At 65.9% G+C, this 20,228-nt stretch carries 21 protein-coding genes; 9 read left to right on the forward strand and 12 right to left on the reverse strand.

What is annotated here, in order from left to right; genetic code table 11:
* The first annotated feature begins 1 nt into the window (after position 1).
* The gene (locus U6115_RS07575; protein ID WP_043574408.1) at positions 2-568 is read left to right on the forward strand and encodes a phasin family protein; all 567 of its coding nucleotides are present in this window, start codon (positions 2-4) and stop codon (positions 566-568) included.
* 63 nt (positions 569-631) lie between these two features.
* On the opposite strand, the gene U6115_RS07580 is transcribed toward U6115_RS07575, so the two are convergent.
* Positions 632-1,348: a hypothetical protein gene (locus U6115_RS07580; RefSeq protein WP_146008357.1), complete on the reverse strand. Its 717-nt coding sequence runs from the start codon at positions 1,346-1,348 to the stop codon at positions 632-634.
* 169 nt (positions 1,349-1,517) lie between these two features.
* Positions 1,518-2,045, reverse strand: a complete 528-nt coding sequence (gene ppa / locus U6115_RS07585) for an inorganic diphosphatase (protein ID WP_043574411.1) — start codon at positions 2,043-2,045, stop codon at positions 1,518-1,520.
* A 127-nt stretch (positions 2,046-2,172) separates the two neighbouring features.
* Between ppa and coq7 the strand changes: the two genes are divergently transcribed.
* The 7 genes from coq7 to U6115_RS07620 all read left to right on the forward strand — a co-directional run bounded on the left by coq7 (position 2,173) and on the right by U6115_RS07620 (position 8,055).
* Positions 2,173-2,793 carry a 2-polyprenyl-3-methyl-6-methoxy-1,4-benzoquinone monooxygenase gene (coq7, locus tag U6115_RS07590; protein ID WP_043574413.1) on the forward strand — a complete coding sequence of 207 codons (621 nt, stop codon included), beginning with the start codon at positions 2,173-2,175 and terminating at the stop codon, positions 2,791-2,793.
* 190 nt (positions 2,794-2,983) lie between these two features.
* Complete coding sequence (gene frdA, locus U6115_RS07595) at positions 2,984-4,759, forward strand: fumarate reductase (quinol) flavoprotein subunit (RefSeq protein ID WP_043574416.1); 1,776 nt, start codon at positions 2,984-2,986, stop codon at positions 4,757-4,759.
* Positions 4,756-5,502, forward strand: coding sequence for a succinate dehydrogenase/fumarate reductase iron-sulfur subunit (locus U6115_RS07600; RefSeq protein ID WP_043574417.1), 747 nt, complete (start codon positions 4,756-4,758; stop codon positions 5,500-5,502). Before frdA ends, U6115_RS07600 begins: the two co-directional genes overlap by 4 nt.
* Positions 5,499-5,897 (forward strand): fumarate reductase subunit C, encoded by a 399-nt coding sequence (locus U6115_RS07605; RefSeq protein WP_043574423.1) that lies wholly within the window; start codon positions 5,499-5,501, stop codon positions 5,895-5,897. Before U6115_RS07600 ends, U6115_RS07605 begins: the two co-directional genes overlap by 4 nt.
* The gene (gene frdD, locus U6115_RS07610) at positions 5,894-6,262 is read left to right on the forward strand and encodes a fumarate reductase subunit FrdD (RefSeq protein ID WP_080770207.1); all 369 of its coding nucleotides are present in this window, start codon (positions 5,894-5,896) and stop codon (positions 6,260-6,262) included. Before U6115_RS07605 ends, frdD begins: the two co-directional genes overlap by 4 nt.
* A gap of 253 nt (positions 6,263-6,515) precedes the next feature.
* The gene (locus U6115_RS07615; protein WP_146008356.1) at positions 6,516-7,157 is read left to right on the forward strand and encodes a hypothetical protein; all 642 of its coding nucleotides are present in this window, start codon (positions 6,516-6,518) and stop codon (positions 7,155-7,157) included.
* A 211-nt stretch (positions 7,158-7,368) separates the two neighbouring features.
* Positions 7,369-8,055, forward strand: a complete 687-nt coding sequence (locus tag U6115_RS07620; RefSeq protein ID WP_146008355.1) for a hypothetical protein — start codon at positions 7,369-7,371, stop codon at positions 8,053-8,055.
* A 70-nt stretch (positions 8,056-8,125) separates the two neighbouring features.
* Here the strand turns inward: U6115_RS07620 and U6115_RS07625 are convergent, their stop codons facing one another.
* From U6115_RS07625 to U6115_RS07635, 3 genes are all read right to left on the reverse strand, one after another.
* A complete protein-coding gene (locus U6115_RS07625) occupies positions 8,126-9,154 on the reverse strand; it encodes a DUF475 domain-containing protein (protein ID WP_043574429.1) in 1,029 nt (342 codons plus the stop codon).
* A 112-nt stretch (positions 9,155-9,266) separates the two neighbouring features.
* Positions 9,267-10,466, reverse strand: coding sequence for a DUF1615 domain-containing protein (locus U6115_RS07630; RefSeq protein ID WP_043574435.1), 1,200 nt, complete (start codon positions 10,464-10,466; stop codon positions 9,267-9,269).
* Between the two features lie 43 nt (positions 10,467-10,509).
* The gene (locus U6115_RS07635) at positions 10,510-11,187 is read right to left on the reverse strand and encodes a peptidoglycan DD-metalloendopeptidase family protein (protein WP_043574438.1); all 678 of its coding nucleotides are present in this window, start codon (positions 11,185-11,187) and stop codon (positions 10,510-10,512) included.
* Between the two features lie 67 nt (positions 11,188-11,254).
* Here U6115_RS07635 and U6115_RS07640 point away from each other — a divergent pair, with 67 nt between their 5' ends.
* A complete protein-coding gene (locus tag U6115_RS07640) occupies positions 11,255-11,989 on the forward strand; it encodes a substrate-binding periplasmic protein (protein ID WP_052258011.1) in 735 nt (244 codons plus the stop codon).
* Positions 11,990-12,044: 55 nt separating this feature from the next.
* On the opposite strand, the gene ettA is transcribed toward U6115_RS07640, so the two are convergent.
* The 7 genes from ettA to U6115_RS07675 all read right to left on the reverse strand — a co-directional run bounded on the left by ettA (position 12,045) and on the right by U6115_RS07675 (position 20,217).
* Positions 12,045-13,712 carry an energy-dependent translational throttle protein EttA gene (ettA, locus tag U6115_RS07645; protein WP_043574775.1) on the reverse strand — a complete coding sequence of 556 codons (1,668 nt, stop codon included), beginning with the start codon at positions 13,710-13,712 and terminating at the stop codon, positions 12,045-12,047.
* An 88-nt stretch (positions 13,713-13,800) separates the two neighbouring features.
* Positions 13,801-14,226 carry a BLUF domain-containing protein gene (locus U6115_RS07650; protein ID WP_052258012.1) on the reverse strand — a complete coding sequence of 142 codons (426 nt, stop codon included), beginning with the start codon at positions 14,224-14,226 and terminating at the stop codon, positions 13,801-13,803.
* A gap of 109 nt (positions 14,227-14,335) precedes the next feature.
* Positions 14,336-14,815: a DUF456 domain-containing protein gene (locus tag U6115_RS07655; RefSeq protein ID WP_043574439.1), complete on the reverse strand. Its 480-nt coding sequence runs from the start codon at positions 14,813-14,815 to the stop codon at positions 14,336-14,338.
* Positions 14,815-16,890, reverse strand: a complete 2,076-nt coding sequence (gene ppk1 / locus U6115_RS07660; protein ID WP_043574440.1) for a polyphosphate kinase 1 — start codon at positions 16,888-16,890, stop codon at positions 14,815-14,817. Before ppk1 ends, U6115_RS07655 begins: the two co-directional genes overlap by 1 nt.
* A gap of 68 nt (positions 16,891-16,958) precedes the next feature.
* Positions 16,959-17,231, reverse strand: a complete 273-nt coding sequence (locus tag U6115_RS07665) for an oxidative damage protection protein (protein ID WP_043574441.1) — start codon at positions 17,229-17,231, stop codon at positions 16,959-16,961.
* Positions 17,232-17,330: 99 nt separating this feature from the next.
* A complete protein-coding gene (argA, locus tag U6115_RS07670) occupies positions 17,331-18,638 on the reverse strand; it encodes an amino-acid N-acetyltransferase (RefSeq protein ID WP_043574442.1) in 1,308 nt (435 codons plus the stop codon).
* A gap of 148 nt (positions 18,639-18,786) precedes the next feature.
* Entirely contained in the window at positions 18,787-20,217 is a 1,431-nt protein-coding gene (locus U6115_RS07675) for a S41 family peptidase (protein WP_280637325.1), read from the reverse strand.
* Between the last annotated feature and the right edge of the window lie 11 nt (positions 20,218-20,228).

A 20,228-nucleotide genomic window follows, 5' to 3' on the forward strand; every position in this document is an offset into this window, starting at 1 on the left:
CATGTTTACCACCACCCAGGAATTCTCTGCCCTCGGTCAGTCACAGTTCGACAAGGCTGTCCGTTTGTCCTCCATCGTGCTGGCCGGCGCCGAACGCTTCGCCAGCCTGCAGCTGGACCTGTCCCGCAAGCTGCTGTCCGACAACGCCGAAGCGTTCAAGGCGCTGAGCGAAGTCAAGGACGCCAAGTCGCTGAGCGACCTGCAAAGCGGCCTGGCGCAGCCGGCGCTGGATCAGGCTTTCTCCGCCGCCCGCAACGTCTACGACGCCGCGCTGCTTACCCAGAACGAGCTGTCCAGCTTCGTCGAAGAGCAGATCGCCGAAAACAGCAAGGCGCTGCAGACCAGCCTGGACCGCCTGTCCAAGAGCGCCCCGGCCGGTTCCGACATCGCCGTCGCCGCGCTGAAGACCCTGCTGAACACTTCGACCGCCGCTTTCGAAAGCGTGTCCAAGACCGCCAAGAAGGTTAGCGCCGAGATCGCCGAAGCCGGCGTCGAGGCCGCCACCAATTCGGCCAAGGCCGCCAGCGCCGCCGTCAGCCGCAAGAAAACCACCACCAGCGCGGCCTGATTCCGCTTTTCGCTCTGGCTCGAGCGCGAAACCCGCCCGCGGCGCAAGCCGCCGGGCGGGTTTTCATTTGCCGGCCGGCCGGCAGGCGGCCAGGGCGGCGGCCAGTTTCTCCAGCAGGGCCGGCCAGTCCTGGCTGTCCGGCAGCGCCAGCGCGATGGCGCGGGCTAGGTTGGCGGCGAAATGCCGCGCCTCGTCCGGCAGCGGCGACGGGTAGGGCGGGCGCTGGCCCAGATGTTCGATCAGGTAAGCATCGGCGAGCTGGCGCAGCTTGTCCGCCAATTGCCACTGGCTGGACAGCATTTCTTCCCATTGCAGCGCGCGCGGCTGGGCGTCGGGCAAGGGCAGCGCGGCGCGGCCGGCGTGCAACAGCGCGGCGAACACCCGCTGGCAGAAGCGGGCGCTGTGCGCCGGGCCGCAATGCAGCCAGCAGCCGGCTTGCGGCGCCAGCGCGTCCAGCAGGGTCAGCGTCTCTCCCGCAGGCGGCTGCCGGCTGCCGGCCAGCAGCATGAAGCCATGTTCGGCGGCCGGAGCCTGCCAGTCGCCGCCCAGTTCGATGAAGGCGAAGCCGGCGTCCTCGCATTGTCGCTGGCGGCGCGCCAGCGCGGCGTCGCCGTCCCGGCCGAGGTCCAGCCAGCCGTCTTCCAGCGCGATGCCGATCCAGTCGGCAGGCCACGCCGCCGGGCCGCTGGCGGACGCGGCCGGCAGTCCTCGCGCCGCTAGCCGGTGCAAGAACCAGGGAAGATGGGGAGCATGTCCCGAGATGCGATACGAAACAGCCATGTCTATGCCGGTGGGGCCGCTTGGCGCGGCATGGTTCCTGTTAGAAGCGTGGCAGATGCGGGGAAATACGGCAAACCATTATCCCGCGCAACAGGCGGATTGTGCAACGCAGCATTCGGCGGGCGCAAAAAAACCGGCCATAGGGCCGGCTTGGGCTCGGAGCGGCGGCTTATTTGCCGAAGCGAGCGATGCCTTCCACCAGTTCGGTCTTGGCGTCTTCCAGCGTGCCCCAGCCCTGGATCTTGACCCATTTGCCCTTTTCCAGATCCTTGTAGTGCTCGAAGAAGTGCACCATCTGCTGGCGCAGCAGTTCCGGCAGGTCTTCCAGCTTCTGGATGGACTTGTACATCGGGCACAGCTTTTCCACCGGCACGGCGACCAGCTTGGCGTCCACGCCGCCGTCGTCTTCCATCTTGATCAGGCCCAGCGCGCGACAGCGCACCACCACGCCCGGCGGCAGCGGGAACGGGGTGACCACCAGCACGTCCACCGGGTCGCCGTCGCCGGCCAGGGTTTGCGGCACGAAGCCGTAGTTGGCCGGGTACATCATGGAGGTGCCCATGAAACGGTCCACTACCAGCGTGTTCCAGTCCTTGTCGAATTCGTATTTGATCGGAGCGGCGTTGGCGGAGATTTCGATGACGACGTTGAAGTCGCCCGGCATGTCTTTGCCCGGGCCGATGCTGGCGAGATTCATGGAGTGGAATCCTTGAGAGTTGTTGAACGGTATTGCTTGACCCGGCGATTATATCAGCAGCTGTCCTGGATGTGCCGCGAAGGTATAATCGCCTTCTTCAAGGATGGACGCGCAAGGAAGCATGCCGATGCTGGACAAATTGATCGTGGAACTGGACAAGGGCCTGCGCACATTGTGCGCGCCGGCGCACAGCGCGCGCGCGCATCCGGACCAGGATATTTCCGAGGCCGACTTGAGCGCGGCCGACAAGCGCCACGCGCTGGGGCTGATGCGGGTCAACCATTGCGGCGAAGTGTGCGCGCAGGCCTTGTACCAGGGCCAGGCGCTGACCGCGCGCGACCCGTCCGCGCGCGAGGCGCTGCGGCAGGCGGCGCAGGAGGAGGTGGAGCACCTGGCCTGGACCGAGCGCCGCATCCGCGAGTTGGGCGGCCGTCCCAGCCTGCTCAACCCGCTGTGGTATACCGGCTCGCTGGCGCTGGGGGTGGCGGCCGGCGTGCTGGGCGACAAATGGAACCTGGGCTTTTTGCAGGAAACCGAGCGCCAGGTCGGCGCGCACCTGGACAGCCACCTGAGTGCGCTGCCCGACGACGACGCCAGAAGCCGCGCCATCGTCAGCCAGATGCGCGACGACGAGCTGCAGCATGCCGAGATGGCGCATGAGCTGGGCGCGGCGGAATTGCCGGCGCCCTTGAAGGCGGCGATGAAGCTGTCGGCCAAGGTGATGACCGGCAGCAGCTACCGCATCTGATCCGCCGCCGTCTCTCACTTCAAACCCGCGCCCCATTGGCGCGGGTTTTGTTTGGCGGGCGCTTGACCGGAGTCATGGCGCGGGCTCGCCGCCAGGAGATGAGTCGCCGCCGCTTGACCAAGGTCTAGAACCTCCTCGCCATCCTCGCCTAGCCTGCCGGAAACGTTTCGATTCCAGCAGGAGGCAGCAGATGAAAACCTACCAGGCCGACATCGCGATCGTCGGCGCCGGCGGCGCCGGATTGCGCTCGGCGATCGCCGCGGCGCAGGCCGATCCCGGACTCAAGATCGCGCTGGTGTCCAAGGTGTATCCGATGCGCAGCCACACGGTGGCGGCGGAGGGGGGCTCGGCGGCGGTAAAGCAGGATCACGACAGCTTCGACGCCCACTTCCACGACACCGTGGCCGGCGGCGACTGGCTGTGCGAACAGGACGTGGTGGAGTATTTCGTCCGCCAGTGTCCGCAGGAAATGGTGCAGCTGGAGCACTGGGGCTGTCCGTGGAGCCGCAAGGAAGACGGCAGCGTCAACGTGCGCGCCTTCGGCGGCATGAAGATAGAGCGCACCTGGTTCGCCGCCGACAAGACCGGCTTCCACATGCTGCACACGCTGTTCCAGACCTCCATCCAGTTTCCGCAGATTCAGCGTTTCGACGAATACTTCTGCGCCGACCTGATCGTCGAGGACGGCCAGGCGCGCGGCGTGCTGGCCATCGAGATCGCCAGCGGCGAAAGCTTGCTGATCGAGGCCGGCGCGGTGGTGATGGCCACCGGCGGCGCCGGCCGGGTGTTCCGCGAGAACACCAACGGCGGCATCGTCACCGGCGACGGCATGGCCTTGGCCTACCGCCACGGCGTGCCTTTGCGCGACATGGAATTCGTCCAGTACCACCCGACCTGCATGCCCCGCACCGGCCTGCTGTTCACCGAGGCCTGCCGCGGCGAGGGAGGGGTGCTGATCAACAAGGACGGCTACCGCTACTTGCAGGACTACGGCCTGGGGCCGGCGGAAGACAAGCCGCGCAACAAGTTCATGGAGCTGGGCCCGCGCGATCGGCTGAGCCAGGCCTTCTGGCATGAGCAGCAGAAGGGCCGCGCCGCGCAGGGGCCATGGGGCGAGGCGGTGTATCTGGACCTGCGCCACCTGGGCCATGCCAAGCTGCGCGAGCGCTTGCCGCAGATCTGCGAGCTGGCCGAGGAGTTCCTCGGCATCGATCCCGCGCAGGCGCCTATCCCGGTGCGTCCTGCGGTCCACTACACCATGGGCGGCATCCTGGTGGACGGCAGCTGCGCGTCGCCGCTGCCGGGGCTTTACGCCGTCGGCGAGTGTTCCAGCGTCGGCATCCACGGCGCCAATCGGCTGGGCTCCAACTCGCTGGCGGAACTGGCGGTGTTCGGCAAGGCGGCGGGGGAGGCGGCCGCGCGTTTCGCCCGCGACAACCCGCCGGCCGGGCGCGGCGCTTTGCTCGAACAGGCCAGGGCGGCCGAGGAGCGGCTGCTGGCGCTGCGCGACCGGCAGGGCTCGGAGCGCATCGCCGACATCCGCGGCGAAATGGCGCAGGCGATGGAGCAAGGCTGCGGCATCTACCGCACCGCGGCCGGCATGCAAGCCGCCTGCGACAAGCTGGCTGAATTGAAGCAGCGCTTCCACTACCTGAACGTCGAGGACAAGTCCAGCGTGTGGAACAGCGACTGGCTGCTGGCCATCGAGCTGGGCTACCAGCTGGATGTGGCCGAGGCGATCGCGCATTCGGCGTTGCAGCGCAAGGAATCGCGCGGAGCCCACCAGCGGCTGGACGGCTATGAGCAACGCGATGACGCCAACTTCCTCAAGCACAGCCTGGCCATCCATCAGCCTGACGCCGCGCCGCGCATCGCCTACGGCGCGGTCAAGATCACCACGTCGCCGCCCGGCGTGCGCGCTTACGGCGCGGCGGGCGCGGCCGCGGAGCGGGGAGAGACGGCATGACGGACAAGACGATGATCATCGAAGTGATGCGCTACCGGCCGGAGCAGGACGGCGAACCGTGGCCGCAAAGCTTCGAGGTGCCGTACAGCGACGACATGTCGGTGCTGCAGGGCCTGCAATACATCCGCGATTATCTTGATGGCACGCTGGCCTTCCGCTGGTCCTGCCGCCAGGCCATCTGCGGCAGCTGCGGCATGATGGTGGACGGCGTGCCCAAGCTCGCCTGCAAGACCTTCCTGCGCGACTACCCGGGCAGGGTGAGAATAGAGGCGTTGCATCATTTCCCCATCGAGCGCGACCTGGTGGTGGTGCTGGACGATTTCATCGAGAAACTCGAAAGCATCACGCCCTATATCGTGCCCAAGGAAGACAAGCCCTTGTCCGAGGGGGAATACAAGCAGACGCCGGCGCAGATGGACTGGTACGCCCAGTTCAGCGGCTGCATCAACTGCCTGCTGTGCTACGCCGCCTGTCCGCAGTACGGTCTGAATCCGGACTTCCTCGGCCCCGGCGCCATCGCGCTGTTGCACCGCTACAACCAGGACAGCCGCGACGGCGCATCCGAGCAAAGGATGGAGCTGCTGGCGGCGCAGGAGGGCGTATTCAACTGCACCGCGGTCGGTTATTGCTCGGAAGTCTGTCCGAAGGCGGTGGACCCGGCCAACGCGGTTAACCTGAACAAGACGGCGGTGGCCAAGGATTATTTCCTGCGGTTCGCGCGTCCCAAGGGAGCGTGCAAATGAACAAGCGTCGACCTTATGTCCGGCCCATGGGCGGCTGGTGGCGGAAGAGCCCGTACTTCATCGAGTACATGGTCCACGAGGGGACGGCGCTGTTCGTCGCCGCTTACGCCTTTGCGCTGCTGTTCGGCCTGTGGCGGCTGAGCCAGGGCGAGGCGGCATGGAACGGCTTCATCGCGGCGCTGCGCAGCCCCTGGTCTGTGTTGTGCCACCTGATTCTGTTCTTGATGATCGGCTACCACAGCTACACCTGGTTCAAGATCATGCCGCGCACCTTGCCGCCGCTGATCATCGGCGGCAAGCGCGTCTCCGCCGCCGCCATCACCGCCGGCGGCTTCATCGCCGCGCTGCTCGCCAGCCTGGCCTTGCTGGGCATCGCATGGGGGATCTCGCAATGAAAAACCGGCAATTGAAGCGTTCCCATGCGCCCATTTTCTGGGGGCTGTTCGGCGCCGGCGGCATGCTGGCGGCGCTGTTCGGGCCGATGCTGGTGTGGATCACCGGTTTCGCCGCGCCGCTGGGCTGGCTGCCGGCCAAGGCGGCCAGCTACCAGGGCGCGCTAGCGCTGGCGCAGAGCCTGGTGGGCAAGGCGGCGCTGTGGGGGCTGGTCAGCTTGCTGTTGTGGCACGCGGCGCACCGCATCTACCACAGCCTGCACGATATCGGCGTGCATGGCGGGCCGGCCGCCAAAGCCTTGACCTATGGCGTGGCGATGCTGGGCACGCTGCTGGCGGCGGGCCTGCTATTGCGTTTGGGGCGCTGACGCCGGCCTGTGGTTTCTACTTAAATCCCCCCCGGGTGCCGCTCTTTTTGCGGCATCCGTCCGACATCTGCGCTGTTTTCCGGCCTTGACGCATTTTTTTCCCGCCTATAGTGGATTGTCCGCCATGTCATTTCCATGCGCGGCCCATCATTTTGCATTTGTGCTGGCATTTGCCATTTTTTCGCCCGGCGGCATGCCGCTTGCCGGGCGAAGCCACAGTTAGCGGGTTTGCAAGCTGCGCAAGGAGAATGCGATGTCGCTTGGGTCTGTGACTGGCAGTTATTCCATTGCCCCGCAATATGTTCCCGCCACCGCTCCCGGCGTGCTGGCGCCGTCCGGCAACCAGGGGCAGGCAGCCGCCTCGCGCCGCCAGGACAATGGACCGGACGGCGGTTTCGGGCAGGAAGTGGCGCTGGCGCTGCAGCAGTCAGGCCTTAATCTTGCCGCCGCCGGCAACTACAACAACGCCGGCGAGCGCACAGGCGACGCCGGCCCGCAAAACAATGCGATAGGCGCGCTGTCGGGCAGCGCCGGCAGCAATGTCCAGCAGGCGCTGCATACTTTCGTCCACGCGGTGTACCAGGCGGTGCAGGCCGAAGGGCTGTCCAGCAGCACCGCCGGCGCCGGCCAGGGGCCGGCGTCCAGCGGCTACGGCGATTTCCAGAGCAATCTGCAGAAGCTGCTGCAGGATGTGAGCAACGGCAGCCAGAACGGCGCCACCACCAGCCTGGCCTCGGCGTTCAAGGATTTGCAGCAGTCCTTGGGCAGCGGCAACGGGACCGGCGGGTCGCAACAGGCGTCGCTGCATACTTTTCTGCAAAACCTGCTCACCTTGCAGAACGACCAGGCGCTGTCGGCCGGCGGCGTCGGCTCGCTGCTCAATACCAGCGCCTGAACCCCGCCGACACCCAGGCTATACTGAAACCAGCGCCGCGCGGCGCGTCCGGAATCCGGGCCGGTTGTAGCGTTTTTGGCGGGTAGATTGGCTGAATTTTCCTTAATTAACATAAATTTACAGCTTGTCCATTTGTCTAGGCGCCGGAAAGCCGATATACCGATATCAGCGCATGCTGAGACGGATGGATCAGTTCTTTAAGGAGAGCATCATGTCGGTCGGATCTCTGGGCAACAGCTCAATCTCTTTGCAGTACACGCAGGTGGATATCCAGGAAAGCTTTTCGTCGGATCAGGGGCAATCTTCCGGCGGCGGCGCGGTTCAGGGAACGGGCGGCGGCGGACACCATCATCATGGCGGCGGCGGCGAGTTGACCCAAAGCGTGCTGCAGGCCTTGCAGCAATCGGGGCTGCTGCAGTCTGGCTCCTCCAGCAGCGGGACGGACTCGTCCTCGGATGGAGATTCCGGCTCGACCGGCGCGGTGGATGCGACGGGAGGAACGCAGCAGCAGGCCGTGCATGCTTTCATCCATTCCTTGTTCCAGGCTTTGCAGCAGGAGGGAGCGGCATCCGGCAGCCAGAGCGGCAGCAGCGAGGCCGGCAGCAGCGACCAGTCCGGCGACGCCACGACGGCGGCATCCGGCAGCGGCGGCTACGGCAATCTGCAGAACAATCTGCAGCAGTTGTTGCAGGACATCGCCAACGGCACCCAGAACAGCGCCACCTCGACCTTGAGCAGCGCTTTCCAGAATCTGCAGCAGGCTTTGGGAATCGGCGGCAGCGGGCAATCGTCGCAATCGTCGCTGCAGTCCTTCCTGCAAAACCTGACCAATAATCTGCAGCAGAATCAATTTGGCAGCAGCGCCGGCGTGGGGGCGCTGCTGAGCACCTCGGCCTGAAGCCAGGCTTTGGGGAGCGTGGGAAAAACAAGGCCGGCGAAACCCGGCCTTGCTGTTTGTCGGGCGGCGCTCAGCGCTTGCCGCGCGAGGGCAGGCTGGTCAGGATGCCCAGCGCGATGATGGCGACGCTGATCAGGCCGGTCGTCACTTCCCCCAGTTCGACATGCAGCGCGGCGGCGTACATGATGGCCACCAGCGCGGCGATCGCCCAGAACGCGGACACTTCCAGGTATTTGAACTGGCTCATCACATCGCGCTCCACCAGGTAAAGCGTCAGCGAGCGCACGAACATCGCGCCGATGCCCAGGCCGGCGGCGATCAGCCAGAAATCGTTGGTGATGGCGAAGGCGGCGATCACGCCGTCCATCGAGAAACTGGCGTCCAGCACTTCCAGATAGACGAAGCCGATCAGGCCGTTCTTGGCGGCGGCGGTCTGGATATCCATCCCGCCGAACAGCTGCTTGAACATATGCAGCGCCATGAACACCACATAGCCCCAGAAGCAGCTGCTGATGAACGGCATTTTCTGGTCGGCGGGCAGCAGCGCGGCGATGGCGGCCACCACCAGGATGGTGACCAGCGACTGCGCGTTTTCCACGCTGCCCAGCCTGGCCAGCAGCGGCTCGATGCCCGGCACCCAGTGCTCATCTTTCTCATGCTGGACGAAGTATTCGATCACCACCATCAGCAGGAAGGTGGCGCCGAAGCCCATGATCATCAGGTGGCTGTCGTGCATGATCTGCTGGTAGCGCTCCGGCTGCTTGGTAGCCACCGCGAAGGCCTCCGCCAGCGACACGCCGCCGGCAGTCGACACGATCAGCAGCGGGAACAGTATGCGCATGCCGAATACCGCCACCGCGATGCCGACGGTCATGAAGATCTGCCGCCAGCGCGGACTCATCGCCTTGAGCACGGTGGCGTTGACCACCGCGTTGTCGAAGGAAACGCTGGTTTCCAGCACCGCCAGCACCGCGGCGGTGACCAGGAAGGCGCCGGCCTGTTCGACGCCGCCCTGGGCGTGTCCATACCAGGCGACGATGGCCAGCACGGCCACGCTGAAGGCCAGCGAGCCGCGGAAATAGGAAAAAGTTGAACGCATGTGCAATTACCTGATTATTTTTGCGGTTTTCCCGCTGTTCTGGAATGCGAGAACGGCCGGAAAGTCCGGCCGTTCGCATTGGCAATTATAAAGCGGGATCAAGCGTTTGGCATCACGGGGCCGGGGTTTGCCGCAATAGTACCAAGCAGCGCCGGTAGCGGCCGTCCACCCGATTGGCGAACCATTCGGTGGTGAGTTTGCGGCTGATCTTGGGGCTTTTCAGGTCGATCTGCGGCATGGCCGCGCGCGGCAGCGGGCGGCCGGCCTGTTGGTCGGCCAGCGCGAAAACCTGGCGGTAAAGCTGGGTCTGGCCGAAGCCGGCGCTCTTTTCCTGCCGAAGATCGCGCTGGATGGCGGCGGCGCCCATGGCCAGCCGCCCCGAAAGCGAAAGCGCCGCCTGCTGGCTGCCGGAGGCGGTTTGGCCCTGGTAGTTCAGCAGGTCGCCGTCCAGCGCCAGCTTGCGGCCGGACAGGCGGGACAGCGCGGCCTGGAAGGCGGCGTTGCGGCTGCTGTAGCGGCCGGCGTTGAAGTCGGCGAAGCGGTACAGCATGTCCTGGTAAGGCGCCGGATATTGCAGCAGGATGGCGGCGCCGAAGTAGACGCCGCCGCGGCGGCTGAATACCTGGTGGCGGATGCTGTCGCTGTGCGGGTAGGGATAGGGCCAGACTTTGGCGTGGGCCTCGGCGAACTCCACGCTGACCTGCATCGGCCCGCCGGTGCGGATCGGGTTTTTCATGTCGGGCAGGCCCATCTTGCCGGCTTCGCGCGCCATGTCCTCGAACAACAGGTTCATCTCGCGCTCGGTGCGCAGATTGTCTATCCGGGCTTTATAGCTCTGGCCGTTGGGCGAGCCCTTCAGCAGCGCGGTTTTCACCACCGACAGCGGCACCAGGTAACGGTGCGCCTTTTCTTCTATCTTGCCCCAGACGATGCCGGGCAGGCCGGGCACCACCGGGTCGGCCTGCCAGCTGGATTCCTGTTCTATCACCGCGGCCAGCGCGCAGACATTGTCGGCGCTGGCCGGAATCCGCAGGTGGCGCAAGGCGGCGTCGATGTCGGCGATCCAGCCCTGGCGGTCGCGCGCTTGCGACGGCACGGCGTGGGCGATGCGCTCGCGGGGCGCAGGCGCAGCCTTGGCTGGCGGCGCTTGCGGCACCGGATTGGAGGCGGGCGCCGCCGGGGTGGGCGAGGCGGTTTCGGGCGGCAGCTGTACGGCGGGCGCCGAGGCGATGGGCGCCGGCGCGGGTTGCGGCCGCGGGCCGGCGCAGGCGGACAGCAGCGCGGCGAGCAACAGGAGCGAGGTGCGTTTCATTTCATTATGGTTTCGAGCAGGGCGAAATCGTCGGCGGCGCGGATCAGCGCGGCGGCAGATAGGGCGCCGGGTCCACCGCCTGGCCGCGCAGCCGCAGCTCGAAGTGCAGCTTGACCCGGTTGGCGCCGGTGTCGCCCATGGTGGCGATGGTTTGTCCCGCGCTCACCTGATCGCCCTCGTTCACCAGCAGCTGCTGATTGTGGGCGTAAGCGGTCAGCGTGTCGTCGCTGTGCTTGATGATCAGCAGGTTGCCGTAGGCGCGGATGCCCTTGCCGGCATACGCCACCTTGCCGGCCGCGGCGGCCTGCACCTTGTCGCCGGCGTTGCCGGCGATGTCTATGCCCTTGTTGCGGTTGCCGTCGAAGCCGGCGATCAGCGCGCCGGAGGCAGGCCACTGCAGCTTGATGTCGAGCCGGGCCGGCGGCGGCGCCGGCTTTTCCGCCGGTTTGGCCGGCGGGCGGCTGGCGTTGCCGGCGGTTTTGCCGGCGGATGGCGGCTGCACGCGCAGCAATTGGCCGGCCTGGATGTTGGAGCTGTCCGACAGCTGGTTCCAGCGCGCCAGGTTGCCGACGCTTTGCCGGTGCTTGCGGGCGATGCGGTACAGGGTGTCGCCGGACTGCACCCGGTAATAGCCGGCGGGGGCGGGGGCGTCGGCCGCGCGGGGCGTGGCGCAGGCCGCCAGCCATAAGCTGCTACAAAGAATGAGGGTTCGCAAATACATGGCCGGAATTCTATCACCGTCTAGCCGCGACCGAGCCGGCGGCGGATGAACGCGGATGGGGAAAGCAATGATGAAATGGGTTGGGCTGGCGCTGGCCTGGTTTGGTTCCTGCCAGGCCTGGGCCGCGCCGGCAGGGGATGTCGTCAATCTGTACACGCTGGACTATCCGCCGTTCGTGATCCGCGACACGCCGCAGAGTCCGCCGCATGGCATCGCGGTGGAGCTGGTGTCGCAGGCGCTGGCGCGCGCCGGGCTGCGGGGACAGTTTGTCGATTTGCCGTGGAAACGGGCGCAGCTGCAGGTGACGAACGAGGAAAGCGGCTGCCTGATGCCGCTGACCCGCTCGCCCAAGCGCGAAGGGCAATACCGCTGGGTGGGGCTGATCGACGACAGCAGTCAGTCCTTGTTCGTCGCCGCCGGCAGCAAGGCGCAGATCCGCACGCTGGCCGACCTGAAGGGTTTGCGGGTGGTGACCTTGCTGGGCTCGTCGATGGCGGAGTGGCTGCGTTTGCATCAGGTGGGGTTTTCCGAGTTGGCGACGACGGAAGACGCCTATCGGGAATTGAGCCTGGGCGTGGCCGACGCCTGGGCGGTGCACAGCCCGGTGGCGCGCTATCTGGTGAAGAAGCAGGGCGTGAGCGCGACGCCGATACGCGAGATTCTGCGGCTGCAGGAAACCGGCATCTACCTCGCTTGCGGCAAGCACATGCCGGAGGAGGAGGCGCAGCGGCTGGGCGCGGCGCTCAAGCAATTGCGCGATGAGGGGGTGGCGGCCAAGGTGATGTCCCGCTATCTGGATTGAGCTCTCAGCAAAAAGCCCCCGCGGAGCGGGGGCTGAATGGCGTGCAGGCAGCCGATCAGCGGCTGATCGGCTTGTAGCGGATGCGCTTGGGCTTGGCGCCTTCCTCGCCCAGGCGTTTCTTCTTGTCGGCCTCGTACTCCTGGTAGTTGCCGTCGAAGAAAGTCCATTGCGATTCGCCTTCCGCCGCCAGAATGTGGGTGGCGATGCGGTCCAGGAACCAGCGGTCGTGCGAGATCACGAACACGGTGCCGGCGTATTCCAGCAGCGCGTCTTCCAGCGCGCGCAGGGTTTCCACGTCGAGGTCGTTGGACGGTTCGTCCAGCAGCAGCACGTTGCCGCCCTTCAGCAGCGTTTTGGCCAGGTGCAGGCGGCCGCGTTCGCCGCCGGACAGCATGCCCACCTTTTTCTGCTGGTCTGCGCCCTTGAAGTTGAAGCGGCCGAGGTAGGCGCGGCTGGACATCTCGAAGCGGCCGACGGTGAGGATGTCGGCGCCGGCGGCCACGTCTTCGAACACGGTCTTGTCGCCGTCCAGGCCTTCGCGGCTCTGCTCGACGAAGGCCATCTGCACGGTTTGGCCGATCTTCACGCTGCCGCTGTCCGGCTGCTCTTTGCCGGCTATCATCTTGAACAGCGTCGATTTGCCGGCGCCGTTGGGGCCGATGATGCCGACGATGGCGCCCGGCGGAGCCTTGAACGACAGGTTGTCGATCAGCAGGCGGTCGCCGAAGCCCTTGGACACGCTGTCGAATTCGATCACTTCATTGCCCAGGCGTTCGGCCACCGGGATGAAGATTTCCTGGGTTTCGTTGCGCTTCTGGGTTTCGTAGCTGGACAGTTCTTCAAAGCGGGCTATGCGCGCCTTGGATTTGGCCTGGCGGCCCTTCGGGTTCTGGCGCACCCATTCCAGCTCCTGCTTCATCGCCTTCATGCGGGCGCCTTCGCTCTTGGCTTCTTGCGCCAGGCGCTCTTCCTTCTGTTCCAGCCAGGACGAGTAGTTGCCCTTCCACGGGATGCCTTCGCCGCGGTCCAGCTCCAGAATCCATTCGGCGGCGTTGTCGAGGAAGTAGCGGTCGTGGGTGACGGCCACCACGGTGCCGGGGAAGCGCACCAGGAATTGCTCCAGCCATTCCACGGACTCGGCGTCCAGGTGGTTGGTCGGCTCGTCCAGCAGCAGCATGTCCGGTTTGGACAGCAACAGCTTGCACAGCGCCACGCGGCGCTTTTCGCCGCCGGACAGCGGGCCGATCTTGGCGTCCCACGGCGGCAGGCGCAGCGCGTCGGCGGCCAGCTCCAGCTGCAGCGCCACGTTGTCGCCGGCGCCGGCGGAGATGATGGCTTCCAGCTTGGCTTGCTCTTCGGCCAGCGCGTCGAAGTCGGCGTCCGGCTCGGCGTAGGCGGCGTACACTTCTTCCAGGCGCTTCTGCGCGCCCATCACGTCGCCCATGCCGCTTTCCACTTCCTCGCGCACGGTCTTGTCGTTGTCCAGCTTGGGCTCTTGCTCCAGGTAGCCGATCTTGACGCCGGCCAGGTGCTGCACTTCGCCGTCGTATTCCTTGTCCACGTTGGCCATGATGCGCAGCACGGTGGATTTGCCCGCGCCGTTCAGGCCCAGGAGGCCGATCTTGGCGCCGGGGAAGAAGGACAGCGAAATGTCCTTGATGATTTGTCGCTTGGGCGGGACGATCTTGCTCACGCGGAGCATCGACATCACGTATTGGGCCATGGATTCGTTCACATTGGTTGGATGGGACTAAGCGTCGATTATAACGAAATCCGCGCCCCTGCTGCGGCCGGGATGCGCGGGGAGGGGATCAGCGGCAGTTGGCGCGGAAGCTCAGCAGGATGTTCATCGCCAGCGTCGGCCGCTGCGCCAGCCGTTGGGGCAGGAAATCCGGACCGTAGACGTCGATGAAGCCGGGATGCTTGCTGATGGCGTCGCCGTCCAGCCGGGTGAAACCCATGCGCCAGTTGGAAAAGCTGCGCTGCTCGATGTCTTCGAGCAGGATTTCTATCAGGTTATGGTGGCGGGGGTCGTCCAGTATGCGCTGGTAGGTTTCGGCGACGGCTGCGGCTTCGCCTTCCAGCACCTGGATGAAGTTGCCGGGGCCATACAGCAGCACGCCGCTGATGTCGTTCTGCAGGTTGTGGCGCACGCAGGATTCCAGCAGCGCTTCTTGCTCCGCGTGGCTCAGTTCCTGGCGGGCGGTGCTGACGTAGATCAGGTGCTGCAGCGGCATGGCGAATGTCCTCGGCGGAATGGGCGGACGCTATCGATCGCAACAGCATAGCAAAAACTTGGCGTCCGTTGCCGGGATGGCCGCCCCAGCCATCCGCATGGCCAGGGGGTTAGAACGCCAGCGCCAGCGCGGCGGTGGCTAGCATCGCGAAGGCGCAGGCCACTTTGGCCACCGCGCCGACGATGAAGCCGATGAAGGTGCCGATGCCGACCTTGCCGGCCTGGAACGCATCCTTGCGGGCGATGAATTCGCCGATGATGGCGCCCAGCAGCGGCCCCAGGATCACGCCGGCCACGCCGAAGAACATGCCCACCAGGCTGCCGATGAAGGCGCCCCACAGCGCCTGGCGGCTGGCGCCGGTGGCCTTGGCGCCCAGCAGGCCGGCGACGAAGTCTATCAGCAGGCCCAGCGCCGCTACCACCGCGAGTATGGTCAGACTGATGGCGCCGAGGTGCTGGAAATTGTCCAGCCACGAGGCCAGCAGCATGCCGCCGAACAGCAAGGGCAGGCCGGGAATGGCCGGCAGCACGGTGCCGGCCAGGCCGGCCAGCATCATGACGACGGCCAGCAGATAGCCCACCATCGCCATTATTTGTCTTCCTGCGGCTGGGCGGAGTAGGACTCCAGCAATTGGCGCTGCGCGCAGTGCGGCTTGCCGCGGCTGCCGCGGCGCTTGTAGCTGCCGTCGGGCTGCATGTCCCAGCTGTTGACGTTGTCTTCCAGATACAGCCGCAGCGCTTCCTTGATGATGCGGCGCTTGAGCTTGCCGTCGATGATGGGCACGCAGGTTTCGATGCGGCGGAAGAAGTTGCGGCTCATCCAGTCGGCGCTGGACATCAGCAGGTCTTCCTTGTGGTCGTTGTAGAAGTAGAACACGCGCGGGTGTTCCAGGAAGCGGCCGACGATGGAGCGGACCGAGATGTTGTCCGACAGGCCCGGCACGCCGGGGCGCAGCGCGCAGACGCCGCGCACGATCAGCTGGATCTTCACGCCGGCTTGGCTGGCGCGGTACAGCGCGTGGATCACCTGCGGCTCCAGCAGCGAGTTCATCTTGGCGATGATCTGCGCCGGCTTGCCGGCCTGGGCATGCTCGGTTTCGCGCTCTATCGCCTGCATGATCATGCTGTGCAGCGTGAACGGGCTTTGGAACAGCTGCTTCAGGCTGCCGGCGCGGCCGAGGCCGGTCAGCTGGACGAAGATGTCGTTGACGTCGCTGGCGATTTCCTCGTTGCAGGTCAACAGGCCGAAGTCGGTGTACAGGCGGGCGGTGCGCGGGTGGTAGTTGCCGGTGCCCAGGTGCACGTAGCGGTGCAGGCCGCGCTCCTCGCGCCGCACCACCATCAGCATCTTGGCGTGCACCTTGTAGCCGATCACGCCGTACACCACGTGGGCGCCGGCATCTTCCAGCCGGCTGGCCCAGCTGATGTTGGCTTCTTCGTCGAAACGCGCCATCAGCTCCACCACCACCGTCACCTGCTTGCCGGCGCGGGCGGCGGCGATCAGCGACTCCATCAGCACCGAGTCGGTGCCGGTGCGGTACACCGTCATCTTGATCGCCACCACGTGCGGGTCGGTGGCGGCCAGGGTCAGGAAGTCGATCACCGGCTGGAAGCTCTGGTACGGGTGGTGCAGCAGGATGTCGCCCTTGCGGATGGCTTCGAACAGCTGCGCTTTTTTCTGCAGCGGCGGCGGCAAGGTGGGGCTGAACGGCGCGAATTTCAGATCGGCGCGGTCCACCAGGTCGGGCACCTGCATCAGCCGCACCAGGTTCACCGGGCCGTTGACGCGGTAGACGTCGCGCGGCTGCAGATTGAACTGGGTGAGCAGGAAGGATTCCATGTGCTGCGGGCAGGTGTCGGCGATTTCCAGCCGCACCGCGTCGCCGAACTGGCGCTGGCGCAATTCGCCCTGCAGCGCGGTGCGCAGGTTCTTGAAGTCGTCGTCGTCGACCGACAGTTCGCTGTCGCGGGTGACGCGGAACTGGTAGCAGCCCTTCACCGTCATGCCGGGGAACAGCTCATGCACGTGCGAGTGCAGGATGGAGGACAGGAACACGAAGCAGTGCGGCCTGCCTTCGCATACTTCGGCCGGCAGCTTGATCACGCGCGGCAGGATGCGCGGCGCCTGCACGATGGCGGTGCCGGAGGCGCGGCCGAAGGCGTCGCGGCCTTCCAGCTCCACCGTGAAGTTCAGCGACTTGTTCAGCACCTTGGGGAAGGGGTGGGACGGGTCCAGGCCTATCGGCGTCAGGATGGGCATCAGCTCGCGGAAGAAAAAGGCCTCCACCCAGTCCTTTTGCTGCTGCGTCCACTCGCCGCGGCGCAGGAAGACGATGCCCTGTTCGCGCAGCGCCGGGAACAGCACCTCGCTCATCACCGCGTATTGGTCTTTCACCAGTTGATGGCTGGCGCGCGCCACCTTGGCCAGCGCCTGCTCCGGGGTGCTGCCGTCGGCCAGGATGCGCTCCGGCGTGGCGTGGGCGGCGTCCTGCAGCCAGGCTACGCGCACTTCGAAGAATTCGTCCAGGTTGGAGGAGACGATGCAGAGGAATTTCAAGCGTTCCAGCAGCGGCAGGTTGGCGTCTTCGGCCTGGGCCAGCACGCGGCGGTTGAATTCTATCAGTCCCAGTTCGCGATTCAGCAGCAAGTCTTGCGGTTGTGACATAACGGTGTGCGAGCCAATTACGGTGAATGGAAACAATAAAGCCCTCGCTTGGAGGGCTTGGCGGGGGTTTAGTTCTGCGGCGGGGTGTAGCCTGCCGGGGCGTCGGCGCCCTGGCCGAAGAAATAAGCGTCCAGCTGCGCGGCCAGGTACTGGCGCGCGCGGGCGTCGGCCAGGCTGAGGCGGTTTTCGTTGATCAGCATGGTCTGGTAGCGCAGCCAGCCTTGCCAGGCTTCCTTGGAAACGCTTTCGTACACGCGCTTGCCCAACTCGCCCGGCAGCGGCGGGAAGTCGAGGCCTTCGGCTTCGCGGCCCAGCTTGACGCAATTGACGGTTCTGCTCATGGCTCTATCCTTGCTTTTGAATTCTGATTGGGGTCAACGGGCTATTTTGTCACATAGCCCGCGTCCTTCCAACCGTGGCGGCATCATGGCCGTTGCCGGTTACAGCTTCTTTACAAACACCTTGGAGCGGCGCTGGTAATTGTAGAACTGCTGGCGCGCCAGCGGCAGCGAGCTTCTGTCGGCCTCGGCGAAGCCGCGCTCGACGAACCAGTGCGAGGTCTGGGTGGTGAGCACGAACAGCGACTGCAGGCCGCGGGTGCGGGCCTGGTATTCGACATGGCGCAGCAGCATTTCGCCGAAGCCGCCGTCGCGCTTGGCCGGCGACACCGCCAGGCAGGCCAGCTCGGCGGTTTCCGCCTCCGGGAACGGGTGCATCGCCACGCAGCCGTAGATCTTGCCATCGTGCTCCAGCACCGAGTACTCGCCTATCTCCACCTCCAGCCGCTCGCGGCTGCGGCGCACCAGCACGCCTTGCTCTTCCAGAGGGCGGATCAAGGCCAGGATGTCGCCGACGTCGTCGATGCTGGCGTTGCGCACCCGCACCAGCGGGTCGCGCGCGATCATGGTGCCGTTGCCGCCGCGGGTGAAGTGCTCCAGCAGCAGCGCGCCGTCCTCGTGGCGGCTGATCAAGTGGGCGCGCGGAATGCCTTCGCGGGTGGCGCGGATCGCGTAGGGCAGGTAGGCGGCCACGTCTTCCGGCAGGCTGCCCGCTTCCAGCAATTGTTCGGCCTGCAGCGCGGTGAGCGAGCTGATCAGCTGGCCGTCCTGCTCCACCGCGCCGCGCCCCTCCACCACGAAAATCAGCTTTTCTGCCTTCAGCGCGATGGCGGCGTGGGTGGCCAGCTCTTCCATCGCCAGGTTGAAGCTTTCGCCGGTCAGCGAGTAGCCCACCGGGGTCAGCAGCACCAGCTCGCCGGCGTCCAGCCGCTGGCGGATGGCGGCGGCGTCGACGCGGCGCACCTGGCCGGTGTACTGCATGTCCACGCCGTCCAGCACGCCCAGGGGCTGGGCGGTGACGAAGTTGCCGCCGGCCACCCGCAGGTGGGCGCCGTGCATCGGCGAATGCGGCATGCCCATCGACAGCCTGGCCTCCACGTCGTGGCGGGTGGCGCCGGCGGCCTGCTTGACCACGTCCATGGTGCCGGCGTCGGTGACGCGGCGGTCGCGGTGGAACATCCGCGCGATGCCGTGGCGTTTCAACAGCGCCTCGATCTGCGGGCGGATGCCGTGCACCAGCACGATGCGCACGCCGAGGCTGACCAAGAGATTGATGTCCTGGGCCATGCTGGAGAAATCGCCGTCAAGCAGGCTCTCGCCGCCCATGGCCAGCACGAAGGTCTTGCCGCGGTAGGAATTGATGTAGGGCGCGGCTTCGCGGAAGGTGAGAACAAACTCGCGGGTGAGCATATGGGCGGACTCCGGCCACTCGATTGGGAATAACCGATAAGAATATCAGCAATGGCCGCGCCGCTGCGCGAAGTTTTCGCCGCGGCGGGGCGTGGATGCGAAAACGCCGCCAGCTGGGCTGGCGGCGTCGCAATGGGCGCGCGGAGGATCAGTCGGCGCGTTTTTGCAGGATTTGCTGCACTTTCAGCACGTTCAGGCCCTGCGACAGCTGATAGTCGTTCTTCGGATTCGGGTCGCGCGGGCCGAACTGGCTGGCTTCGTCCGGCGCCGGCGCTTCCTTGCCCTTTTCCGGCGCGGCCGGGGGCGGCACCAGCTTAGGCGCCGGTTTGGCGGCCTTGGCCGGCTTGTCGTCGCCGTTGGGGTTGGCCAGGTGGTTTTCCAGATCGGCCTCGCGCACGCGCAGCGCCTGGTCGGCGGCGGTGAGGGTGGCGTCTTCCACCACCACGTCCGGCACGATGCCCTTGGCCTGGATCGAGCGGCCGCTAGGGGTGAAGTAGCGGGCGGTGGTCAGCTTGATGCCGCCCTGGCTGCCCAGCGGCAGGATGGACTGCACCGAGCCCTTGCCGAAGGTTTGAGTGCCGACCAGCACCGCGCGTTTCTGGTCCTGCAGCGCGCCGGCGACGATTTCCGACGCCGAGGCCGAGCCGCCGTTGACCAGCACCACCATCGGCACGTTGCGGGCGTCGGCCGGCAATTTGGCCAGCGGGTCGCTGCCGCCGATGCCGGCGTAGTTTTGCAGGGTGGCGGTCAGGCGCATCTTGGCGTCCGGGGTGCGGCCCTCGGTGTACACCACCAGCTTGTCCTTGGGCAGGAAGGCGGCGGCGACGCCGACGGCGCCGTTGAGCAGGCCGCCCGGGTCGTCGCGCAGGTCCAGCACCAGGCCCTTCAGCGGCTGCTTGTTGTCCTTGTACAGCTTCTGCAGGCCGGCGGCCAAGTCTTCCGCGGTGTGCTCCTGGAACTGGGCGATGCGGACGTAGCCGTAGTCCGGCTCCAGCATCTTGTATTTGACGCTCTTGGTTTTGATCACCGCGCGCGCCAGCGTGAAGATCAGCGGCTTGGTCTCGCTCTTGCGGGCGATGGTCAGCGTGACCTTGCTGCCCGGCTTGCCGCGCATCTTTTTCACCGCGTCGTTCAGCGACAGGCCGCGCACCGGGGTGTCGTCGATCTTGATGATCAGGTCGCCGCTCTTGATGCCGGCCTTCTGCGCCGGGGTATCCTCGATCGGGGACACCACCTTGACCAGGCCGTCCTCGGCGCCGATCTCGATGCCGAGGCCGCCGAACTCGCCCTGGGTGCCTTCGCGCAGCTCCTTGAATTCCTCGGGATCCATGTAGTCGGAATGCGGATCCAGGCCGGTGAGCATGCCCTTGATGGCTTCGTCTATCAGTTTCTTGTCGGTCACCGGCTCGACGTAGCTTTGCTTGATCAGGCTGAACACCTCGACAAAGGTGCGCAGCTCGCCCAGCGGCAGCGGCGACGCTTCCTTGTCGGCCAGCGCCTGCATGCTGATGGTCAGTACGCCACCGGCCATGGCTCCTGCCACCAACCAGGCGATTTTCTTCATTCTTTGGCTGCTCATGCTGTGCAAAT

The organism is Chromobacterium subtsugae (genome assembly GCF_035919665.1).
GTDB classification, from domain to species: Bacteria; Pseudomonadota; Gammaproteobacteria; order Burkholderiales; family Chromobacteriaceae; genus Chromobacterium; species Chromobacterium subtsugae.